The sequence below is a fragment of the Bartonella doshiae NCTC 12862 = ATCC 700133 genome (assembly GCF_000278155.1).
In the GTDB taxonomy this organism is placed as follows: Bacteria; Pseudomonadota; Alphaproteobacteria; order Rhizobiales; family Rhizobiaceae; genus Bartonella; species Bartonella doshiae.
The window spans coordinates 109,473-129,456 of record NZ_JH725095.1 but is presented as its reverse complement, the minus strand read 5'-3'; the positions used below and the strand labels follow the sequence as shown (position 1 = coordinate 129,456).

Sequence of the window (19,984 nt, the reverse complement as noted above, 5' to 3'; positions counted from 1 at the left end):
TTCCTGTTAGCGAATAATGGATATCTTTTTCTGTAGATACAAAACTATCTGCGATAGTGTAAAACAGATAACAAAATAAGAAATAGCTGCCAAGACATAAGCTTCTTGCTTCACACCAAAATTATTAGCAACAATATCAAAACCATTCAAAAGGCTATTGCCACTAATTGCGTAAACAAGAGTTGTATCTTGAAAAAGAATAATGACCTGCGTCAAAAAGACTGGCAGCATATCTCTAATGGCTTGAGGAAGAACGACAATATACATGTTTTGCCAATATGTCATTCCAAGAGCTTGTCCTGCGTGTTTTTGTCCTTGCGAGACTGAAATTATGCCTGCACGCATAATTTCGGCAAAATAAGCAGTTTCAAATGCAGTAAAGGTAATAAGTGCTGATTTATTTGCGCCAATTGATGTTCCAGTCAGGAAAGGCAAAAGCACAAAAAACCATAAGATAACCATAACAAGAGGTATCGAACGCATGGCTGTTATATAAATTATTGCAAGCCAAGAGAGCAGTTTAATGGAGGAAAGCCGCATCATTGCCAAGAGTGTGCCGAAGATAAGGCCAAATACTGTTGCAAAAAGAGTAAGAAAAATACTAAAAAGCAATCCTGAAAGAATATAAGAACAGAACACTTCAAAAGTAAAAAATGAAAAATCGAAGTTTGAAAAATTGAAAGGAAAAGAAAATCCAAACTGGGAGGTTATGAAATCTATCATATTTATTGCTCTGCGGTTTGAAAATTAGGAATTTTGAGCATTTGCTCAATGATTGTCATAATGATGAATATGAATAAGGAGATCAAAATATAAAGAATTGTGACAATGAGATAGTTTTCATAAACATGGCTTACTTCTTCGATCGTTTGATATTGAAATTGCATCAGTTCATTTATTGAAACAGCGAATGCTATAGAAGAGTTTTTTACAATACCCATTGCTTCTGAAGTAAGTGGAGGCATGATTGTACGTATAGCACGCGGTAATATGATATAGCGATAAATTTGATAGGTGCTAAACCCCATTGCCATTCCCGCATAACGTTGTCCAGAAGGGATAGATTCAATACCTGAGCGTACTTGTTCTGCGATGCGCGCAGACGTAAAAAATCCCAAGGCACATGTTATTAAAAGAATAGGTGAAAATTTTATCGCTGGTGGATAAATTTTAGGTACAACAAAATACCATAAAAATACCTGCACAAGGAGAGGGATATTACGCATAATCTCCACCCAGATAGCGCCGATAGCACGCAATATACGATTTATTATGGAAGTATTCGGTAAAGTGCGCATTGTTCCTATTATAACACCAAAAAATATGGCTAAAATCAGTGAGGTGATGGATAGGAAAATTGTGTTTTTTAAGCCATCAAGCAGTGTATCTAAGTAGGTATGGCTTATGCCAGGGGTTCCAAGACATCCTGCTACTAGTGTTTGGGTAAGGTCATCTGTACAGAGGAAAGAAAAGTCCATTAATTGCTATTTCCTAAATTTAGTCATTTCGAACAAGGCAATAAATCCAGCCCTATTTACATAGGGTGAATTTAATGAACTAAAATTAACCACACTCAATTTTCAAAGAATGTGGTTATTTTTTTGATTCTACAAATTACTGTCTGTGTATTTTTCCCGAGGTCTATTATTTGGGTGCTCCCAAGCATATTTCGTGGATTTGGACAAAGGAAGATTGACAATAGTATTTGCAGGTGGGGTTGGTTTCATAAACCACTTATCATAAAGTTTTTCAAGTGATTCGTCCTTAATTTGACGCACAATGCTTTCGTTGATTGCTTGTTCGAGGTTTTTGTCATTTAATCGGAGCATACAGGCGATGGGTTCAACTGAAAGTACAGTATCAAGAATAATATAATCCGATGGATTTTTTGATTTAGCAATATGGCCAGCAAGAATTGAGGCATCCATAACAAATGCGTCTGCACGGCCAGATTCTAGTAATAAGAAGCTGTCTCCATGATCCTTTCCCTTCAAGACCTTAAAGGCAATATTTTTTGCACGTTTATTTTTACGAATAAGCTGAACAGAAGTTGTACCGGTGGTTGTTGCGACTGTTTTTCCGTTTAGATCGTCAAGAGATTTAATGTTAGAATTTTTCTTTACAGCAATACGTACTTCCTCAACGTAGGTAGTATAAGCAAACGCTGCTTCTTTACTGCGGGAAACATCATTTGTTGTTGAGCCACATTCAAAGTCGTAAGTTTTGTTTTTCAGTAGAGGGATTCTGTTTTGTGATGTGATGGGGAGATAATGGATTTTAATTGGTTTACCAATTTTTTTTGCAATGTCGGCAATGATATGCTCTGCCATTTCTGTGTGAAATCCTGCATATTTGCCATCTCCAAGGGCATAGGCTAGACCCGATGATTCACGAACGCCTAGAGTGATCTCTCCTGTTTTTTTAATTTTTTCAAGTGTATCACTTCCAGCATAGGCAACACTTGTTAGCCCAATAGTGGTTGCTGTAATAAGCATTAACAGTAATTTTTTCATCATTTCCTCCATTGTATTTTATTATGATTTCTCACTTTTAGGTTTGTTGTTTACTTTATATTGTTGTGTGCTGTGTAACATAACTTTATTATTTTAGGGGAGATATTTTTTTTGTTATCCCAGCGAAACGGATTCCGTGTCTTTTAGGCAACAATTAAGGTTGATCCAAACTGGTGTATGATCTGAAGGTTTTTGATATCCTCTTACTTCTGTTTGGCTATAAGCACAGATAAGCTGATCAACAGCTTCTGGTGATAGCAGTAAGTGATCAATGCGAATCCCATTATTTTTTGGCCATGCACCAGCTTGAAAATTCCAAAAGCTATATGGGGGTGGATCTATTACGTTTCGGATCGCATCGTAAAAACCTAAATGCATAATACGCTGGAATGCTTCTCTTGTTTGTGGAAGGAATAAAGCATCATTCCGCCATTCTTGAGGATTTTTTGCATCTAATAGAGTAGGGATGACGTTATAATCACCTGCTAAGACAAGGGGTTCTTCATACGCAAGTAATGATTTTGCATGGATGTACAACCGATTCATCCATTCCATTTTATAGAGATATTTTTCACTATTGGCAGGATTTCCATTCGGGAGATAGAGGGATACAATACGAATAACGCCTTTGTTTGTTGAATAAACAGCTTCTATGTAACGAGCTTGTTCATCATTGTTATTTCCTGGTAATCGACGTATAACTTCATCGGGTGTTTTTTTAGAGAGAATCGCAACGCCATTAAAACTTTTTTGTCCGTGTGTTTCTACATGATAACCTAGTCCTTCGATTATATCGCGGGGAAAATTCTCATCAGTGCTTTTAATTTCTTGTAGACAAACTACATCAGGCTGATTTTGTTGTAGCCATTTGTGTAATGTTTCATGCCGTGCTTTTATTCCGGCAATATTCCACGTTACTATTTTCATGAGGTCTATCTTACTTAAAGTATTACGTATGCAATTCGTTCAATCTTTAAATTACAGTGTTGAGGTGTTTTATAAATGGAAATACTCCCGGTATTGCAGTTCTTTTCACTATATTAGGGGATATTACTACGGTAGTTTGATTTATCAAGAAGTTCTATGAATGCTAAATATAAAAATTTTCAAAGTAAATTTCTTTTCATTTTTACAAAATTTCTGTTGTTTAGTTCTTGACGAATGTATGTGTTCTCGTTATTAGATGCTATCACAACCGATGAAAAGAGATGTGTGTTTTGGGTATTTTCCAAAATTCATCCAAACAGGGGTTGTTTTAAAGATTAAAAGCAAGTGCCAGTGCAAGAGGCTGTTGCCTTCTCTGCTTGTTATCGGGTAAGCTGTTTGTGACAGTCGTGCCCGATTTTGTGTGTTAGCTTAATGTTATTTCGAGTGATATCGGAAGAGATAAAACAGAAAACACCCAAGTGGGTGAGACAAACGTAGATCAAAAAGAGGAAGGTTGCATGCCTACCGTAAATCAGTTGATTCGTAAGCCGCGTGTAGTGCCGGTTAAACGTAATAAGGTTCCTGCTCTTCAGGCAAACCCGCAGAAGCGTGGTGTTTGTACACGTGTTTATACAACAACGCCAAAGAAACCTAATTCTGCTCTTCGTAAAGTTGCTAAGGTTCGTTTGACAAATGGATTTGAGGTAATTGGTTATATTCCCGGGGAGGGACATAATTTGCAGGAGCACTCAGTTGTGATGATTCGTGGTGGTCGTGTGAAAGATTTGCCAGGGGTTCGTTATCACATTATCCGTGGATTGCTTGATACGCAGGGTGTCAAGAATCGTAAGCAGCGTCGTTCAAAGTATGGCGCGAAGCGTCCAAAGTAATTCTGAAACAATATTGAGAGACAGAGCCAATGTCCCGTCGCCGTAGAGCAGAAAAGCGTGAAATTAACCCAGATCCAAAATTTAATGATTTGGTGATTACGAAATTTATGAATGCCATTATGTTTGATGGTAAAAAATCCGTTGCTGAGCGTATTGTTTATGGTGCGCTTGATGTCGTAAAGAGCAAGGTAAAGTCTGATCCTGTAGCTTTGTTTCATCAGGCGTTGGAGAATGTTGCTCCTCATATCGAGGTGCGTTCGCGTCGTGTTGGTGGTGCTACCTATCAGGTTCCAATCGATGTTCGTCCTGATCGTCGCCAGGCTCTTGCTATTCGTTGGTTGATTGCTGCTGCACGTGGGCGTAGCGAAACGACAATGATTGATCGTCTTTCTGGTGAATTGGTGGATGCCGCGCATAATCGTGGTTCTGCAGTTAAAAAGCGTGAAGATGTGCATCGTATGGCTGAGGCAAACCGTGCGTTTTCTCACTATCGCTGGTAGCTCTGTTTAAAACTTAAGGCAAGTACAATGGCTCGCGAATATAAAATTGAAGATTATCGTAATTTTGGGATTATGGCGCATATTGATGCTGGTAAGACCACTATGACTGAGCGTATTTTGTTCTATACTGGTAAAAATCATAAAATCGGTGAAACCCATGATGGCGCTTCTACGATGGACTGGATGGAGCAAGAGCAAGAGCGTGGTATTACAATTACGTCTGCTGCGACGACAACTTTTTGGGAAGGTCGTGATGGTCGGAAACGGCGTTTTAATATCATTGATACGCCAGGTCACGTTGATTTTACGATTGAAGTTGAGCGTTCTTTGCGTGTTCTTGATGGAGCTATAGCGTTGCTGGATGCAAATGCTGGTGTTGAGCCTCAGACAGAAACTGTTTGGCGGCAGGCTGAAAAATATCATGTGCCGCGCATGGTTTTTGTGAATAAAATGGATAAAATAGGTGCTGATTTCTATCGTAGTGTAGAAATGGTTGGTTCGCGATTGGGGGCTAAGGCACTTGTTTTGCAGTTGCCAATTGGTGCTGAAAATGAGTTTGAAGGTGTTGTTGATCTTGTTGAAATGAAGGCGTTAAGGTGGGATGGTTCTATTGGTGCTGTGGCGACTGTAGGTGAAATTCCCTCTGAATTGCAGGAAAAGGCAGAGAAATATCGCGAAAAGTTGGTTGAATTGGCTGTTGAAGTTGATGAAGTTGCAATGGAGGCTTATTTAGAAGGTGTTATGCCGACAAATGAGCAGCTTGTGGCTCTTATCCGTAAAGGAACCGTAGAGGTTCAGTTCCATCCAGTTTTTTGTGGTACAGCCTTTAAAAATAAGGGAATTCAGCCGCTTTTGGATGCTATTGTTTCTTACCTTCCTTCGCCGGTTGATGTTCCTGCAATTAGCGGTATTGATGTAAAGACGGAGCGGGAAACGGTGCGTGAGTCTTCAGATGATGCTCCGCTTTCTATGCTTGCTTTTAAGATTATGAATGATCCATTTGTTGGATCTTTGACTTTTTGTCGTATTTACTCTGGTAAGGTGCAGAAAGGTATTTCTCTTGAAAATACTGTGAAGGGGAAAAGGGAGCGTTTAGGGCGTATGCTTCAAATGCATTCGAATTCTCGTGAAGATATCGAGGAAGCTTTCGCTGGTGATATTGTTGCTCTTGCAGGGCTTAAGGAGACGACAACAGGTGATACACTTTGTGATCCCTTGAAGCCTGTTATTTTGGAGCGAATGGAGTTTCCTGAGCCTGTTATTGAGATTGCTATTGAGCCGAAAACGAAAGCTGATCAAGAAAAAATGGGTGTTGCTCTTAGTCGTTTGGCAGCAGAAGATCCTTCCTTTCGTGTTAAATCGGATGAAGAGTCTGGTCAGACCATTATAGCGGGGATGGGAGAGCTTCATCTTGATATTATTGTTGATCGTATGCGTCGTGAGTTTAAGGTTGAGGCTAATATCGGACAGCCTCAGGTTGCTTATCGTGAGTCTATTACAAAAGCTGCGGAAATTGATTACACGCATAAAAAGCAATCTGGTGGTGCGGGACAGTTTGCTCGTGTGAAAATTATTTTTGAACCTCATGATGGAGATGACTTTATCTTTGAATCAAAGGTCGTTGGTGGAGCTGTTCCAAAAGAATATATTCCTGGAGTTCAAAAGGGTATTGAGAGCGTTATGGGTTCAGGCCCTCTTGCAGGTTTCCCTATGCTTGGTGTAAAAGCGACTTTGATTGACGGTGGTTATCACGATGTTGATTCTTCCGTTTTGGCTTTTGAAATTGCTGCTCGTGCAGCTTTTCGAGATGGTGCAAAAAAAGCAGGTGCGCAGCTTCTTGAGCCTATTATGAAGGTGGAAGTTGTGACGCCAGAAGATTATGTTGGTGATGTTATTGGCGATTTAAATTCTCGTCGAGGTCAAATTTCAGGAACTGAAGCGCGTGGTATCGCTACGGTTGTAAATGCGATGGTTCCTTTGGCGAATATGTTTGGTTATGTGAATACTCTTCGCTCGATGAGCCAAGGGCGTGCTCAGTATACAATGCAGTTTGATCATTACGAACCTGTTCCTTCGGCTGTTGCTTTGGAGATTCAGAAGAAATATGCGTGATTTAAGGTTACGTGATTAATTTTTAACTTGGTCCTTTGTTTGGACAGAAAATGGAGAGCTCAAATGGCAAAGAGCAAATTTGAACGTACGAAGCCGCATGTTAATATCGGTACGATTGGTCACGTTGACCATGGGAAGACCTCATTGACGGCAGCTATTACGAAATATTTTGGTGAATTTAAAGCGTATGACCAAATTGATGCAGCCCCAGAGGAGCGTGCACGCGGAATTACTATTTCTACAGCGCATGTTGAGTATGAGACAGAGAAGCGTCACTATGCGCATGTTGATTGTCCTGGTCACGCAGATTATGTTAAGAACATGATCACAGGGGCAGCGCAGATGGATGGTGCGATTTTGGTAGTTTCCGCGGCTGACGGTCCAATGCCTCAGACGCGTGAGCATATTCTCCTTGCGCGCCAAGTTGGTGTTCCGGCGATAGTTGTTTTTCTTAATAAAGTTGATCAGGTTGATGATTCTGACATTTTGGAACTTGTTGAAGAAGAGGTTCGTGATCTTTTGTTGCAATATGATTTCCCAGGTTCTGAAATTCCGATTGTTAAGGGTTCAGCGTTAGCTGCGCTTGAAGATAAAGATAAAAGTATTGGTGAAGATGCTGTTCGTCTTTTAATGAGTGAAGTTGATAATTATATACCAACTCCTGATCGTCCAATTGATCAACCTTTTTTGATGCCGATAGAAGATGTTTTTTCGATTTCGGGTCGTGGTACAGTTGTTACCGGTCGTGTTGAGCGTGGTGTGATTAAAGTTGGTGAAGAAATAGAGATTATAGGTATTCGTCCTACTTCTAAGACAACAGTTACAGGCGTTGAAATGTTCCGTAAGCTTTTAGATCAAGGTCAGGCTGGGGATAATATTGGAGCACTGCTTCGTGGAGTTGATAGAGAAGGGATTGAGCGTGGTCAAGTTTTGGCAAAGCCTGGTTCTGTTACACCTCATACAAAATTTAGAGCAGAGGCTTACATACTCACGAAAGATGAAGGAGGTCGCCATACTCCATTTTTTACGAATTATCGACCTCAATTTTATTTCCGTACGACAGATGTGACAGGGATTGTTACTCTTCCTGAAGGAACAGAGATGGTTATGCCAGGTGACAATGTTGCTATGGATGTTTCTTTGATTGTTCCAATTGCAATGGAAGAAAAACTTCGTTTTGCTATTCGTGAAGGTGGTCGTACTGTTGGGGCAGGTATCGTTTCTAAGATTATTGAGTAGCCAGAGTAATTGTTGAAAAACGTCTTTGTTGTAAAGGTGTTTTGCGTGACAGGGAATAAAGAGCATGAACAGTCAAAATATCCGCATTCGGTTGAAAGCGTTTGATCACAGGATTCTTGATGCGTCGACGCGTGAGATTGTGTCAACTGCTAAGCGTACGGGTGCCAATGTCCGTGGTCCTATTCCGCTTCCAACGCGGATTGAGAAGTTTACAGTCAATCGTGGACCACACATCGATAAGAAGAGCCGTGAGCAGTTTGAAATGCGTACACATAAACGTCTTCTTGATATCGTTGACCCAACGCCACAAACAGTAGATGCGCTGATGAAGCTTGATCTTTCTGCTGGCGTGGATGTTGAAATTAAGCTCTGAGGTTTGAGGATAGAAGGAACAGACCCGATGCGTTCAGGTGTAATAGCACAGAAGTTGGGCATGACCCGTATTTATAATGATGCTGGTGAACATGTGCCAGTGACAGTACTTCGTTTGGAGAATTGTCAAGTCATTGCTCAGCGTACAGTTGAAAAGAATGGTTATACTGCTGTTCAGTTAGGTGTAGGCTTTGCTAAGGTTAAAAATACCTCTCAAGCTCTTCGTGGGCATTTTGCTAAAGCTTCTGTTGAGCCAAAAGCTAAGATAGCGGAATTTCGTGTGAGCCCCGATAATCTTCTTGATGTTGGTACAGAAATTACAGCGGAGCATTTTGTTCCGGGGCAAAGGGTTGATGTGACGGGTACGAGTATAGGTAAAGGTTTTGCTGGTGTTATGAAACGGCATAATTTTGGTGGACATCGTGCTTCACATGGTAATTCAATTACGCATCGTGCTCATGGTTCGACAGGGCAATGTCAAGATCCTGGTAAAGTGTTTAAAGGCAAGAAGATGGCTGGCCATATGGGACAAGTGCGCGTGACGACACAAAATATTGAAGTTGTTTCTACGGATGTTGAACGTGGCTTAATTTTAGTGCGTGGTGCGGTTTCTGGTGCTAAAGGTGCTTGGATTTTAGTGAAGGATGCTGTAAAGAAGCGTCTTCCTGATAATGTTCCTAAGCCTGCTGGTGTTCGTCTTGCAAAAGAAGAAACAGAAGTGGTTGCTCCGGTAACAAAAACCTCTGAAACTGAGGGAGCCGAATAATGGATCTTATAATTAAAACCCTTGATGGCAATGAGGCTGGTAAGTTAACAGTTTCTAGGGGGATTTTTGGTCTTGTTCCGCGTGAGGATATTTTGCAGCGTGTTGTTCTCTGGCAGCTTGCGCGTCGTCAACAAGGGACACATCAATCTCAAGGTCGATCTGATGTATCGCGAACCGGGGCTAAGATGTTTAAACAAAAAGGGACAGGACGTGCTCGACACTCATCTGCTCGTGCGCCGCAGTTTCGAGGTGGTGGTAAGGCTCATGGCCCAGTGGTACGTAGTCATGCTCATGATCTTCCTAAAAAAGTTCGTGCACTGGGATTATGTCTTGCTTTATCAGTAAAATTAAAAGCAAATGATTTAATTGTTATTGATGAGCTGAGTGTTAAGGATGCTAAAACTAAAACTCTTGTTTCTAGTTTTTCTAAACTTGGATTCAATAATGCTCTTTTTATTGATGGCAAAGAAATTGATGTTAATTTTTTTCGTGCAGCATCTAATATTCCTAATGTTGATATTTTGCCGATTCAAGGAATTAATGTTTATGATATTTTGCGTCGCAGTAAACTTGTTTTATCAAAAGCAGCTGTTGAGGCTCTTGAGGAGCGTTTTAAATGACAGACCTTCGCCATTATGATATAATTATTAGTCCGGTTATTACTGAAAAATCGACTATGATTTCTGAGTATAATCAAGTTGCTTTTAATGTTGCGCCGAAAGCGACAAAACCTGAGATTAAGGCTGCTGTTGAAGCGCTTTTTAGCGTTAAGGTTAAAGCAGTTAATACTATAGTCCGTAAGGGCAAGGTAAAACGTTTCAAAGGTATTGTTGCTCGGCAGAGTGATGTCAAAAAAGCGATCGTGACGCTGACTAAAGGTCAGTCTATTGATGTTTCGACAGGTCTTTAAGAGGTTCGGAGATAAAAATAATGGCACTTAAGCATTTTAATCCGACTACACCAGGGCAACGTCAGCTTGTTATTGTAGATCGTTCTGGTCTTTATAAGGGTAAGTCTGTAAAAACTCTGACAGAGGGGTTGTCATCGAAAGGTGGACGTAATAATCGTGGTCGTGTTACTGCTCGTTTTCAGGGTGGTGGGCATAAACGCAGTTATCGTTTTGTTGATTTTAAACGCCTTAAACGTGGTATGCTTGCGAAAGTTGAGCGTTTGGAGTATGATCCAAATCGTACTGCTTTTATTGCATTAATTCGCTATGAAGACGGGCAGTTGGCTTATATCCTTGCTCCACAGCGTCTTGATGTTGGTGATTCTGTTGTTGCTGGTTCAAATGTTGATGTTAAGCCAGGGAATGCGATGCCGCTTGGTAGTATGCCGGTGGGTACAATTATTCATAATGTTGAATTAAAACCTGGAAAGGGAGGTCAGATTGCGCGTTCAGCTGGTGCTTATGCACAGTTAGTTGGGCGCGATCAGGGTATGGCTATTCTTCGTCTTAGCTCTGGTGAACAGCGTTTAGTATCTAGTGGTTGTTTTGCAACTGTTGGTGCTGTTTCTAATCCTGATCATGGGAATATTAATGATGGTAAGGCGGGAAGATCGCGTTGGCGTGGTAAGCGTCCACATGTTCGTGGTGTTGCTATGAACCCGGTTGATCATCCACATGGCGGTGGTGAAGGTCGTACATCTGGGGGGCGTCATCCAGTGTCTCCTTGGGGTAAGCCTACGAAAGGTAAGCGTACGCGCTCAAATAAAGCCACTGATAAGTTTATTATGCGTACGCGTCATCAGCGCAAGAAATAAGAAAGGTAGTCTGAAGTGGTTCGTTCAGTTTGGAAAGGTCCGTTTGTTGACGGCTATCTTCTTGGAAAAGCAGAGAAGGTACGTGCAAGTGGACGTAATGAAGTTATTAAAATATGGAGTCGTCGCTCTACTATTTTACCACAATTTGTTGGTTTAACTTTTGGTGTTTACAACGGTAATAAGCATATTCCTGTTTCTGTTTCCGAAGAGATGGTTGGACATAAGTTTGGTGAGTTTGCTCCAACTCGGACTTATTATGGGCATGGTGCAGACAAGAAAGCGAAGAGGAAGTAGTAATGGGAAAAGCTAAGTTTCCGCGCCAGCTTAAAGATAATGAAGCGAAGGCTGTTGCTAGGACGATTCGTGTTAGTCCGCAGAAGCTTAATTTAGTTGCTGCAATGATTCGTGGTAAGAGAGTGAATGTGGCATTGGCTGATTTAACATTTTCACGTAAACGTATTGCTGGAACGGTGAAAAAAACACTTGAATCTGCAATCGCAAATGCAGAGAATAACCACGATCTTGATATTGATTCGCTTGTTGTTGCAGAGGCTTATGTTGGCAAGTCAATAGTAATGAAACGTTTTCATGTTCGTGGTCGTGGACGTGCTAGTCGGATTGAGCGTCCATTTTCACATCTTACTATTATTGTTCGTGAAGTTACCGAAAAAGTGGAGGCCGCGTAATGGGTCAGAAGATCAATCCAATAGGGCTTCGTCTTGGAGTTAATCGAACCTGGGATTCTCGTTGGTATGCTAATAGTGGTGAATATGGACGTCTTCTTCATGAGGATTTGAAGATTCGTTTATATGTGCTTGAGGAATTGAAGCAAGCTGCTATTTCTAAGGTTGTTATTGAACGGCCCCATAAGAAGTGTCGTGTGACGATTTATTCGGCACGTCCCGGTTTGATTATTGGTAAAAAGGGCGCTGATATTGAAAAGCTTCGTCGTAAGCTTTCGGAAATGACAAGTGCTGAGACTTCTTTGAATATTGTGGAAATTCGTAAGCCGGAAATTGACGCTACGATTATTGCACAGTCAATTGCTCAACAGTTAGAGCGCCGTGTTGCTTTTCGGCGAGCAATGAAACGTGCAGTTCAGTCGGCTATGCGTCTTGGGGCGGAAGGTATTCGTATCAACTGTTCTGGTCGTCTTGGTGGTGCTGAAATTGCTCGTATGGAGTGGTATCGTGAAGGTCGTGTTCCGCTTCATACCTTGCGTGCTGATGTAGATTACGGTACAGCAGAAGCAAAAACTGCTTATGGCATTTGTGGCGTGAAAGTTTGGGTTTTTAAGGGTGAGATTCTTGAACACGATCCAATGGCATCAGAGCGTCGCGCTACGGAAGTTGATCATTCTGGTTCTTCACCGAGTCGTCGCCGAGAAAATGCTTAGTTTTTATGATTGAGCTAAAATTTGGAGTAGAGAGCAATGTTGCAGCCAAAGCGGACAAGGTTCCGTAAACAGTTCAAAGGCCGTATTCACGGTGTTTCGAAAGGTGGTACTGATTTGAATTTCGGTGCATATGGTTTGAAGGCTGTTGAGCCGGAACGAATTACTGCACGCCAAATTGAAGCGGCACGTCGTGCGATTACGCGTTATATGAAGCGTTCTGGTCGTGTGTGGATTCGTATTTTTCCGGATCTTCCGGTTACATCTAAACCGACCGAAGTTCGTATGGGTAAAGGTAAGGGAAGTGTGGATTATTGGGCAGCTCGTGTTGCACCTGGGCGTGTTATGTTTGAGCTTGATGGTGTTTCTGAAGATGTTGCGCGTGAAGCTTTGCGGTTAGGTGCGGCAAAGTTACCTATTAAGACACGTTTCATCCAGCGTATTGCTGAATAAAGAGGTTAAGCGATGACAGCCACAAAATTACGGGCGCAAACGCTCGACCAAATAAAAGATGAGTTGGTTAAGTTAAAGAAAGAGCAGTTTAATTTGCGCTTTCAAAAAGCAACAGGCCAATTGGAAAAGACTGCACGTGTTAGGCAGATTCGTCGTGATATTGCGCGTGTTAAAACTTTTCTTCGTCAGAAGATAAATGAAAGTAAGGTTTAAGGAAATAAGAGATGCCTAAACGCGTTTTGCAGGGTGTTGTCGTCAGCGACAAGAGTGATAAGACTGTTGTTGTCAAAGTGGAGCGTCGTTATTCTCATCCACTTCTCAAAAAGACCGTCAGGCAGTCTAAAAAATATAAGGCGCATGATGAGAATAATCAATTCAAGATTGGGGATCAGGTTTCTATTCAGGAATCTAAGCCAATTTCGAGAGATAAACGTTGGATTGTTGTTAAAGACAGTGTAGCGTAGTTAGCTAGGTTTATTGTTTTTAAAATTTAATAATGGTTTTCCATTAATGAATTTGAAAACAATAGCTTCATCATTATTTGGCAGTAAAATCCGGATGTGTTAAAAGCATAATCGGATATCAGTGTTAAGAGAAGGTAGCCAGTTATGATTCAGATGCAAACGAACCTCGACGTTGCTGATAATTCTGGTGCGCGTCGTGTTATGTGCATCAAGGTGTTGGGGGGGTCAAAGCGGAAGTATGCTTCGGTCGGTGACATTATTGTTGTTTCCGTCAAGGATGCTATTCCTCGTGGACGTGTAAAAAAAGGTGATGTGATGAAAGCTGTGGTGGTTCGTACTGCTAAAGATATTCGTCGCGCGGATGGTAGTGTTATTCGTTTTGATAGCAATGCTGCTGTTTTAGTGGATAATAAAAAAGAGCCGATCGGTACGCGTATCTTTGGGCCAGTTCCGCGCGAACTTCGTGGTAGGAATCATATGAAGATCATCTCGCTTGCTCCTGAAGTGTTATAAGGAGTACGTATTATGAAAAAGATTCGAAAAGGTGATAAAGTAGTTGTTTTATCTGGTAAAGATAAAGGATGTAGTGGTGAAGTAATAAAAGTGAATCCGAAGGAAAATCGTGCTTTTGTGCGTGGTGTTAATATGATTAAACGTCATCAACGTCAGACGCAGAAGCAGGAAGCTGGGATTGTTTCTAAGGAAGCTTCAATTCATTTATCTAATTTGGCGATTGCTGATCCTAAAGATGGTAAACCTACGCGTGTTGGGTTTCGTGTGAATGCAGATGGTAATAAAGTTCGTTTTGCCAAGCGTTCGGGAGAGTTGATTAATGGCTGAGGAAAAACTAACACCACGTATGAAGATGCATTATTTTGAGGTGGTTCGTAAAACGCTTCAAGAGAAGTTTCATTATAAAAATGAGATGCAAATTCCACGGGTTGATAAGATTGTAATTAATATGGGGATTGGTGAGGCTACGGCTGATTCTAAAAAACCCTCTTTTGCAGCAGAAGATTTGGCATTGATAACGGGGCAAAAGGCCGTTGTGACTCGTGCGCGTAATTCGATTGCAACTTTTAAAGTTCGTGAAGGAATGCCGCTTGGGGCTAAGGTTACATTGCGCAAAGATCGTATGTTCGAATTTTTAGATCGTCTTATTACGATTGCGCTTCCGCGGGTTCGAGACTTTCGTGGTCTGAATCCAAAAAGCTTTGATGGTCGTGGCAATTTTGCTATGGGTATTAAAGAGCATATTGTGTTTCCAGAAATTAACTATGATAAAGTTGATCAAATTTGGGGTATGGATATTATCGTTTGTACGACAGCAAAGACGGATGATGAGGCGCGTGAGCTTTTGCGTGCTTTTAATTTTCCGTTTCGTTCGTAACGGCAAATGTAGCGAGGTAAAGTTATGGCCAAAGTAAGTGCCGTTGAGAAAAATAAGCATCGTGAAATGATGGTGAAGCGTTATGCTGTACGTCGTGCGCGTTTGAAAGCGATTGTTATGGATCAAAAAGTTTCTCTTGAAGAGCGTTTTAGGGCTTCTGTTCAACTAGCAGAGTTGCCGCGTAATTCTGCTAAAGTTCGTGTTCGTAATCGCTGTGAAGTTTCCGGACGTCCACGTGCTTATTATCGTAAATTAAAAATGTCGCGAATTGCATTGCGTGAACTTGGCTCTGTGGGCCATATTCCCGGCATTGTTAAATCTAGTTGGTAAGAGGAGATTACGTAATGTCTATGACAGATCCTCTTGGTGATATGTTAACGCGTATTCGTAATGCGCTTGCTCGTAAAAAAGGCAAAGTTGTTACGCCTTCTTCGAAGCTTCGTGCACGTGTTCTTGATGTTCTTCAATCAGAAGGTTATATTCGTGGATATAACCATATTGATTTAGGCGATGGAAAGTCTGAAATTGAAATCGAGTTGAAATATTTTGAAGGATTAGCTGCTATTCGTGAAGTTTCACGTGTTTCAAAGCCTGGTCGTCGTGTCTATGTTTCTGCTAAGTCACTTCCGCAAGTGGCAAATGGTCTTGGTATTTCAATCTTATCGACTCCTAAAGGTGTTATGGCGGATCATGAGGCGCGTGAACAGAATGTTGGTGGAGAACTCCTTTGTCGTGTTTTCTAAGTTATATCAAGAAAACAGAAGAAGAATAGGTTAGAACAATGTCTCGTATTGGAAAAAAACCCATTGTAGTTCCTTCTGGAGTTACCGCAACTGTTGAAGGTCAGTTGGTTAAAGCAAAAGGTCCGAAAGGTGAACTAAGCTATGTCGTTAATGATGAAGTTCTAGTTAAATTTGAGGAGAGCGTTATATTAGTTTCTCCACGTGATAAATCAAAAGATGCGCGCTCTAAATGGGGTATGTCTCGTTCAATGATTGAGAATATTTTTTGTGGAGTGAAGGATGGTTTTGAAAAGAAGCTAGAAATCAATGGTGTTGGTTATCGTGCTGCTTTGCAGGGAAAAGATATTCAGCTGTCTTTAGGTTTTTCACATGATGTCATTTACAAGGTTCCGTCTGGGGTTACTGTAACAGTTCCTAAGCCGACAGAAATTATTATTTCTGGAATTGATAAACAGCAAGTTGGGCAAGTCGCAGCAGAAATTCGCGAGTATCGTAGGCCTGAGCCTTATAAAGGCAAGGGTGTGAAGCATGCAGATGAGCGTATCTTTCGTAAAGAAGGTAAGAAAAAGTAAGGATTTTGCATCATGGTTGCATCTAAGGATATTATTCAGCGTCGTGCGCAGCGAATTCGTCGTAGAATTAAAATGGTTTCTAATGGTCGGCCACGGCTTAGTGTCTATCGTTCGAATCAAAATATTTATGCACAAATCATCGATGATTTGCGGGGATGTACACTTGTTTCTGCGTCTACCCTTGAAGGTGATTTAAAGAAATCTTTAAAAAGTGGTTCTGATAAAGAGGCTGCCTTTGCTGTTGGTAAGCTAATTGCTGAACGAGCAAAAGAAGCTGGTGTTCGTGAAGTTGTTTTTGATCGTGGAGCGTATGTTTACCATGGTAGGGTAAAAGCTTTGGCTGAGGCTGCGCGTGAAGGTGGTTTGCACTTTTAAAATGTTTTTTCGAGGGTTTTAGATGTTTCGCGTAGGTTCCTTTCGTTTTGTGTTTGGAACTTTGTTGACGTGCTTCCGGAAAAGAAGAAGGAATGAGGAATGGCACAAAAAGAACGTAATGATAGAGATGAACGTGATAATGAATTTGTCGATAGACTTGTTCATATCAATCGTGTTGCTAAAGTTGTGAAGGGTGGCCGGCGTTTTGGTTTCGCTGCTCTTGTTGTTGTTGGAGATCAAAAGGGACGTGTTGGTTTTGGTCATGGTAAGGCCCGTGAAGTACCAGAAGCAGTTCGTAAAGCTACAGAAGCTGCAAAGCGTGGGATGATTTATGTTCCGCTTCGTTCTGGGCGTACATTGCATCATGATTTGGAAGGTCGTCATGGTGCTGGTCGTGTTTTGTTACGTTCAGCTTCTGCGGGTACCGGTATTATTGCTGGAGGGCCAATGCGTGCAATTTTTGAAACTCTTGGTATGCAGGATGTTGTAGCGAAGTCTTTAGGATCATCAAATCCTTATAACATGGTGCGTGCAACATTTGATGCATTGAAGCATCAAATGCATCCTAGAGATATTGCAGCACAACGTGGTATAAAATATTCTACTTTACAGGCGCGTCGTCAGAATTTAATTGATGCGGAAGGGTAGTTTCTGAGATTATCAGAAAAGGAATTTAGAAAATGGTTCAGAAAAAATCTCAGAATGGAAAAACTGTGACGATAGAGCAGATTGGAAGTCCAATTCGAAATTCACAGATTCAGCGTGCGACTTTGAAGGGACTTGGGTTAAATAAGATGCGGCGGCGGCGTGTTTTAGAAGATACGCTTTGTGTGCGGGGTATGATTGCTAAAGTTCGGCATCTTGTTCGCGTTATAGATGAAGGTTGATGGTTGCGGGAGTATAGAATATGAAACTCAATGAGCTGAGTAATCGCGAAGGTGCAACAAAAAACCGTAAGCGTGTTGGGCGTGGTATTGGTTCGGGGATTGGTAAAACTGGAGGCCGTGGTGTAAAAGGGCAAAAATCACGTTCTGGTGTTTCACTTAATGGTTTTGAGGGTGGGCAAATGCCTATCTATCGTCGTTTGCCAAAACGTGGATTTAAAAATTTCTTTTCCAAGGATTATAACGAAGTTTCGTTAGGTCGTATTCAGTTGGCGGTTGATACGGGGAAATTGGATATTGAAAAGCCTGTTGATATTATCGCACTGAAAGAAGCTGGTATTATTCGCCGTATAAAGAATGGTGTGCGTCTTCTTTCTGATGGTGAATTGAAAGCAAAGATTACATTCAATGTTTCCGGTGCTTCTAAGTTAGCTCGTCTTAAAGTTGAAAAGGCCGGTGGTCAGGTTATTTTTCCTGAAATTATTGGATAAGTTTATTTTGGTATGAATGGTAGTCTGAAGGCAATTCATATATGCTTCATTCATGGGCTTTTTTATGGAGAAATATTTAAATTTTGTGTTTATTTATGTATGACGATATAAATTTTAGAGTTATACTTTTGTAATTTTAAAATTGAAGTATGACTGGAGACGTTTTATGGCATCAGCAGCAGAGCAGTTTGCTTCCAATATAAATTTTGGTACCTTTTCGCGTGCAACCGAATTAAAAAAACGTATTTGGTTTACTTTAGCTGCGCTTGTTGTGTATCGTTTTGGTACTTATATTTCTCTTCCAGGTATTAATATAGATGCTTTACGACAAACATTTGAGCACCATTCATCTGGTGTTTTAGGGCTATTTAACATGTTTGCTGGAGGAGCTGTTGGACGTATGGCAATTTTTGCATTAGGGATTATGCCTTACATATCCGCATCAATTATTGTACAATTGCTTACTTCAATTATTCCTTCGTTAGAAACACTAAAGAAGGAGGGTGAATTAGGTCGTAAGATCATTAACCAGTACACTCGTTATGTGACAGTCGTTCTAGCCATTTTACAAGCATTTGGTATTGCAGTTGCTCTTGAAAGTGGTATAGGAACAGGGCTTCAAATTGTTATAGAGCCCGGTGTTATGTTCCGTATTTCTTCTGTTGTTACACTTGTTGGTGGGACAATGTTTTTGATGTGGCTTGGTGAACAAATTACGTCACGCGGTGTTGGTAATGGGGTTTCTCTTATTATTTTTACTGGTATTGTGGCTAATCTTCCTTCTACTTTTGCTCAACTTTTGACTGCGCATAGTCAAGCTGATTTATCAACTTTTTTGTTAATAGGGATCTTTCTTATTGCTATTTCAGTGATTGGAATTATTGTTTTTGTAGAACGTGCACAGCGAAGAATCCTTATTCAGTACCCGAAACGTCAGGTTGGTAATCAGATGTTTCAGGGAGATATGTCTCATCTTCCTTTGAAGTTGAATACTGCTGGTGTTATTCCGCCGATTTTTGCTTCATCTTTGTTGTTGTTGCCTGCAACTATTAACAATTTTTCTGATAAAATGCCGCAATGGCTGCAGAGTATTTCTTATTCTCTGGGGCATGGACAGCCACTTTATATGATTGTCTATGCGATTTTGATGGCGTTTTTTTGTTTTTTTTATACGGCCATTGTCTTTAATCCAAGTGATACAGCGGATCAATTGAAAAAGCATTCTGGTTTTATTCCAGGAATTCGTCCTGGTGAGCGTACGGCTGAGTATATTGATTATGTTTTGACACGTATCACTGTTGTGGGTGCAATTTATATCGTCTTGGTTTGTTTGTTGCCTGAATTTATGATATCTGCATTGCAGGTTCCTTTTTATCTTGGAGGAACATCTTTGTTGATTGTTGTTACTGTTACGATTGATACTGTTGCTCAAGTTCAGGGACATCTCGTTGCGCACCAATATGAAGGGTTGATTAAAAAGTCAAAACTTCGTGGAGGTAGAAGGAATAGATGAGAATTATTCTTTTAGGTCCTCCTGGTGCTGGAAAGGGTACGCAGGCTAAGATGTTGACTAAGGAGTATGATATCCCTCAGTTGTCAACGGGTGATATGCTACGTGAAGTTGTTGCAAGAGAAACAGAAATTGGTAAAAAAGCTAAAGCTCTTATAGATTCTGGTGCTTTGGTGCCTGATAGCATCGTTAATCAAATTGTGTCGGATCGTATTGATAAAAGTGATTGTGTAAACGGTTTTGTATTAGATGGGTATCCGCGTACTGTAGGACAGGCAGAAGTTTTAGAGCAGATTTTGCAATCAAAAGGGATGCAGCTTGATGCTGTTATTGAGTTGGTTGTTGATGGAGAGGTGTTGATTGAGCGAATGAAAAAACGTGTTCAAGACACAATAGCTGCTGGTGGGCAGGTTCGTTCAGATGATAATGTTGTTGCTTTTGAAAAGCGCTTGATTGAATATCATGAGAAAACAGCCCCATTATCAAAATTTTATTCAGAGCGGGGATTGTTGAAGATGGTTAATGGAATGATTGATGTTACTGAGGTATCATGCGTGATTAAAGAGTTTCTTAAATAATGAATTTTTTAGAAATAAATGAAAAGTATTGACTTTTTAGGTAAAATC

31 protein-coding genes are annotated in these 19,984 nt (G+C 40.8%); 27 read left to right on the top strand and 4 right to left on the bottom strand.

What is annotated here, in order from left to right:
* Window positions 1–6: 6 nt before the first annotated feature.
* The 4 genes from MCS_RS03545 to xth all read right to left on the bottom strand — a co-directional run bounded on the left by MCS_RS03545 (window position 7) and on the right by xth (window position 3,440).
* Window positions 7–723 (bottom strand): amino acid ABC transporter permease, encoded by a 717-nt coding sequence (locus tag MCS_RS03545; RefSeq protein ID WP_004855755.1) that lies wholly within the window; start codon window positions 721–723, stop codon window positions 7–9.
* A 2-nt stretch (window positions 724–725) separates the two neighbouring features.
* Window positions 726–1,478 (bottom strand): amino acid ABC transporter permease, encoded by a 753-nt coding sequence (locus MCS_RS03540; RefSeq protein ID WP_004855752.1) that lies wholly within the window; start codon window positions 1,476–1,478, stop codon window positions 726–728.
* Window positions 1,479–1,607: 129 nt separating this feature from the next.
* The gene (locus tag MCS_RS03535; protein ID WP_004855751.1) at window positions 1,608–2,513 is read right to left on the bottom strand and encodes a transporter substrate-binding domain-containing protein; all 906 of its coding nucleotides are present in this window, start codon (window positions 2,511–2,513) and stop codon (window positions 1,608–1,610) included.
* Window positions 2,514–2,627: 114 nt separating this feature from the next.
* Window positions 2,628–3,440: an exodeoxyribonuclease III gene (gene xth, locus MCS_RS03530; protein ID WP_004855750.1), complete on the bottom strand. Its 813-nt coding sequence runs from the start codon at window positions 3,438–3,440 to the stop codon at window positions 2,628–2,630.
* 518 nt (window positions 3,441–3,958) lie between these two features.
* On the opposite strand from xth, the gene rpsL reads away from it, so the two are divergent.
* The 27 genes from rpsL to MCS_RS03395 all read left to right on the top strand — a co-directional run bounded on the left by rpsL (window position 3,959) and on the right by MCS_RS03395 (window position 19,936).
* Complete coding sequence (gene rpsL / locus MCS_RS03525; protein WP_004855749.1) at window positions 3,959–4,330, top strand: 30S ribosomal protein S12; 372 nt, start codon at window positions 3,959–3,961, stop codon at window positions 4,328–4,330.
* 29 nt (window positions 4,331–4,359) lie between these two features.
* Complete coding sequence (gene rpsG / locus MCS_RS03520; protein ID WP_004855747.1) at window positions 4,360–4,830, top strand: 30S ribosomal protein S7; 471 nt, start codon at window positions 4,360–4,362, stop codon at window positions 4,828–4,830.
* Between the two features lie 27 nt (window positions 4,831–4,857).
* A complete protein-coding gene (gene fusA, locus MCS_RS03515) occupies window positions 4,858–6,942 on the top strand; it encodes an elongation factor G (protein ID WP_004855745.1) in 2,085 nt (694 codons plus the stop codon).
* Window positions 6,943–7,005: 63 nt separating this feature from the next.
* Window positions 7,006–8,181: an elongation factor Tu gene (tuf, locus tag MCS_RS03510; protein WP_004854641.1), complete on the top strand. Its 1,176-nt coding sequence runs from the start codon at window positions 7,006–7,008 to the stop codon at window positions 8,179–8,181.
* A 64-nt stretch (window positions 8,182–8,245) separates the two neighbouring features.
* The gene (rpsJ, locus tag MCS_RS03505) at window positions 8,246–8,554 is read left to right on the top strand and encodes a 30S ribosomal protein S10 (RefSeq protein WP_004855744.1); all 309 of its coding nucleotides are present in this window, start codon (window positions 8,246–8,248) and stop codon (window positions 8,552–8,554) included.
* 27 nt (window positions 8,555–8,581) lie between these two features.
* Window positions 8,582–9,319 carry a 50S ribosomal protein L3 gene (gene rplC, locus MCS_RS03500; RefSeq protein ID WP_004855742.1) on the top strand — a complete coding sequence of 246 codons (738 nt, stop codon included), beginning with the start codon at window positions 8,582–8,584 and terminating at the stop codon, window positions 9,317–9,319.
* The gene (gene rplD / locus MCS_RS03495) at window positions 9,319–9,939 is read left to right on the top strand and encodes a 50S ribosomal protein L4 (protein ID WP_004855740.1); all 621 of its coding nucleotides are present in this window, start codon (window positions 9,319–9,321) and stop codon (window positions 9,937–9,939) included. The genes rplC and rplD overlap by 1 nt, the downstream gene beginning before the upstream one ends.
* Window positions 9,936–10,229, top strand: a complete 294-nt coding sequence (locus MCS_RS03490; RefSeq protein ID WP_004855739.1) for a 50S ribosomal protein L23 — start codon at window positions 9,936–9,938, stop codon at window positions 10,227–10,229. The genes rplD and MCS_RS03490 overlap by 4 nt, the downstream gene beginning before the upstream one ends.
* A gap of 20 nt (window positions 10,230–10,249) precedes the next feature.
* Window positions 10,250–11,083 (top strand): 50S ribosomal protein L2, encoded by an 834-nt coding sequence (gene rplB, locus MCS_RS03485; protein WP_004855737.1) that lies wholly within the window; start codon window positions 10,250–10,252, stop codon window positions 11,081–11,083.
* Between the two features lie 15 nt (window positions 11,084–11,098).
* On the top strand, window positions 11,099–11,377 hold the full coding sequence (rpsS, locus tag MCS_RS03480; protein WP_004855734.1) for a 30S ribosomal protein S19: 279 nt from the start codon (window positions 11,099–11,101) through the stop codon (window positions 11,375–11,377).
* Between the two features lie 2 nt (window positions 11,378–11,379).
* Window positions 11,380–11,769: a 50S ribosomal protein L22 gene (gene rplV, locus MCS_RS03475; RefSeq protein ID WP_004855723.1), complete on the top strand. Its 390-nt coding sequence runs from the start codon at window positions 11,380–11,382 to the stop codon at window positions 11,767–11,769.
* Window positions 11,769–12,479: a 30S ribosomal protein S3 gene (rpsC, locus tag MCS_RS03470; protein WP_004855721.1), complete on the top strand. Its 711-nt coding sequence runs from the start codon at window positions 11,769–11,771 to the stop codon at window positions 12,477–12,479. Before rplV ends, rpsC begins: the two co-directional genes overlap by 1 nt.
* A 36-nt stretch (window positions 12,480–12,515) precedes the next feature.
* Window positions 12,516–12,929, top strand: coding sequence for a 50S ribosomal protein L16 (rplP, locus tag MCS_RS03465; RefSeq protein WP_004855720.1), 414 nt, complete (start codon window positions 12,516–12,518; stop codon window positions 12,927–12,929).
* 12 nt (window positions 12,930–12,941) lie between these two features.
* A complete protein-coding gene (rpmC, locus tag MCS_RS03460; RefSeq protein ID WP_004855719.1) occupies window positions 12,942–13,142 on the top strand; it encodes a 50S ribosomal protein L29 in 201 nt (66 codons plus the stop codon).
* Between the two features lie 11 nt (window positions 13,143–13,153).
* On the top strand, window positions 13,154–13,393 hold the full coding sequence (rpsQ, locus tag MCS_RS03455; protein WP_004855717.1) for a 30S ribosomal protein S17: 240 nt from the start codon (window positions 13,154–13,156) through the stop codon (window positions 13,391–13,393).
* A 144-nt stretch (window positions 13,394–13,537) separates the two neighbouring features.
* Entirely contained in the window at window positions 13,538–13,906 is a 369-nt protein-coding gene (rplN, locus tag MCS_RS03450; RefSeq protein ID WP_004855715.1) for a 50S ribosomal protein L14, read from the top strand.
* A gap of 12 nt (window positions 13,907–13,918) precedes the next feature.
* A complete protein-coding gene (gene rplX / locus MCS_RS03445; protein WP_004855704.1) occupies window positions 13,919–14,233 on the top strand; it encodes a 50S ribosomal protein L24 in 315 nt (104 codons plus the stop codon).
* A complete protein-coding gene (rplE, locus tag MCS_RS03440) occupies window positions 14,226–14,783 on the top strand; it encodes a 50S ribosomal protein L5 (protein WP_004855702.1) in 558 nt (185 codons plus the stop codon). Before rplX ends, rplE begins: the two co-directional genes overlap by 8 nt.
* Window positions 14,784–14,807: 24 nt before the next feature.
* On the top strand, window positions 14,808–15,113 hold the full coding sequence (gene rpsN / locus MCS_RS03435; RefSeq protein WP_004855700.1) for a 30S ribosomal protein S14: 306 nt from the start codon (window positions 14,808–14,810) through the stop codon (window positions 15,111–15,113).
* A 14-nt stretch (window positions 15,114–15,127) separates the two neighbouring features.
* The gene (gene rpsH, locus MCS_RS03430; RefSeq protein ID WP_004855698.1) at window positions 15,128–15,526 is read left to right on the top strand and encodes a 30S ribosomal protein S8; all 399 of its coding nucleotides are present in this window, start codon (window positions 15,128–15,130) and stop codon (window positions 15,524–15,526) included.
* 38 nt (window positions 15,527–15,564) lie between these two features.
* Window positions 15,565–16,098, top strand: a complete 534-nt coding sequence (gene rplF, locus MCS_RS03425) for a 50S ribosomal protein L6 (RefSeq protein ID WP_004855696.1) — start codon at window positions 15,565–15,567, stop codon at window positions 16,096–16,098.
* Between the two features lie 12 nt (window positions 16,099–16,110).
* The gene (gene rplR / locus MCS_RS03420; RefSeq protein ID WP_004855695.1) at window positions 16,111–16,473 is read left to right on the top strand and encodes a 50S ribosomal protein L18; all 363 of its coding nucleotides are present in this window, start codon (window positions 16,111–16,113) and stop codon (window positions 16,471–16,473) included.
* 99 nt (window positions 16,474–16,572) lie between these two features.
* Complete coding sequence (rpsE, locus tag MCS_RS03415) at window positions 16,573–17,121, top strand: 30S ribosomal protein S5 (RefSeq protein WP_004855694.1); 549 nt, start codon at window positions 16,573–16,575, stop codon at window positions 17,119–17,121.
* A gap of 32 nt (window positions 17,122–17,153) precedes the next feature.
* A complete protein-coding gene (rpmD, locus tag MCS_RS03410; protein ID WP_004855692.1) occupies window positions 17,154–17,360 on the top strand; it encodes a 50S ribosomal protein L30 in 207 nt (68 codons plus the stop codon).
* A gap of 20 nt (window positions 17,361–17,380) precedes the next feature.
* Window positions 17,381–17,848: a 50S ribosomal protein L15 gene (gene rplO, locus MCS_RS03405; RefSeq protein ID WP_004855691.1), complete on the top strand. Its 468-nt coding sequence runs from the start codon at window positions 17,381–17,383 to the stop codon at window positions 17,846–17,848.
* Between the two features lie 166 nt (window positions 17,849–18,014).
* The gene (gene secY, locus MCS_RS03400) at window positions 18,015–19,361 is read left to right on the top strand and encodes a preprotein translocase subunit SecY (RefSeq protein ID WP_004855689.1); all 1,347 of its coding nucleotides are present in this window, start codon (window positions 18,015–18,017) and stop codon (window positions 19,359–19,361) included.
* Entirely contained in the window at window positions 19,358–19,936 is a 579-nt protein-coding gene (locus MCS_RS03395) for an adenylate kinase (protein WP_004855687.1), read from the top strand. Before secY ends, MCS_RS03395 begins: the two co-directional genes overlap by 4 nt.
* The last annotated feature ends 48 nt before the right edge of the window (window positions 19,937–19,984 follow it).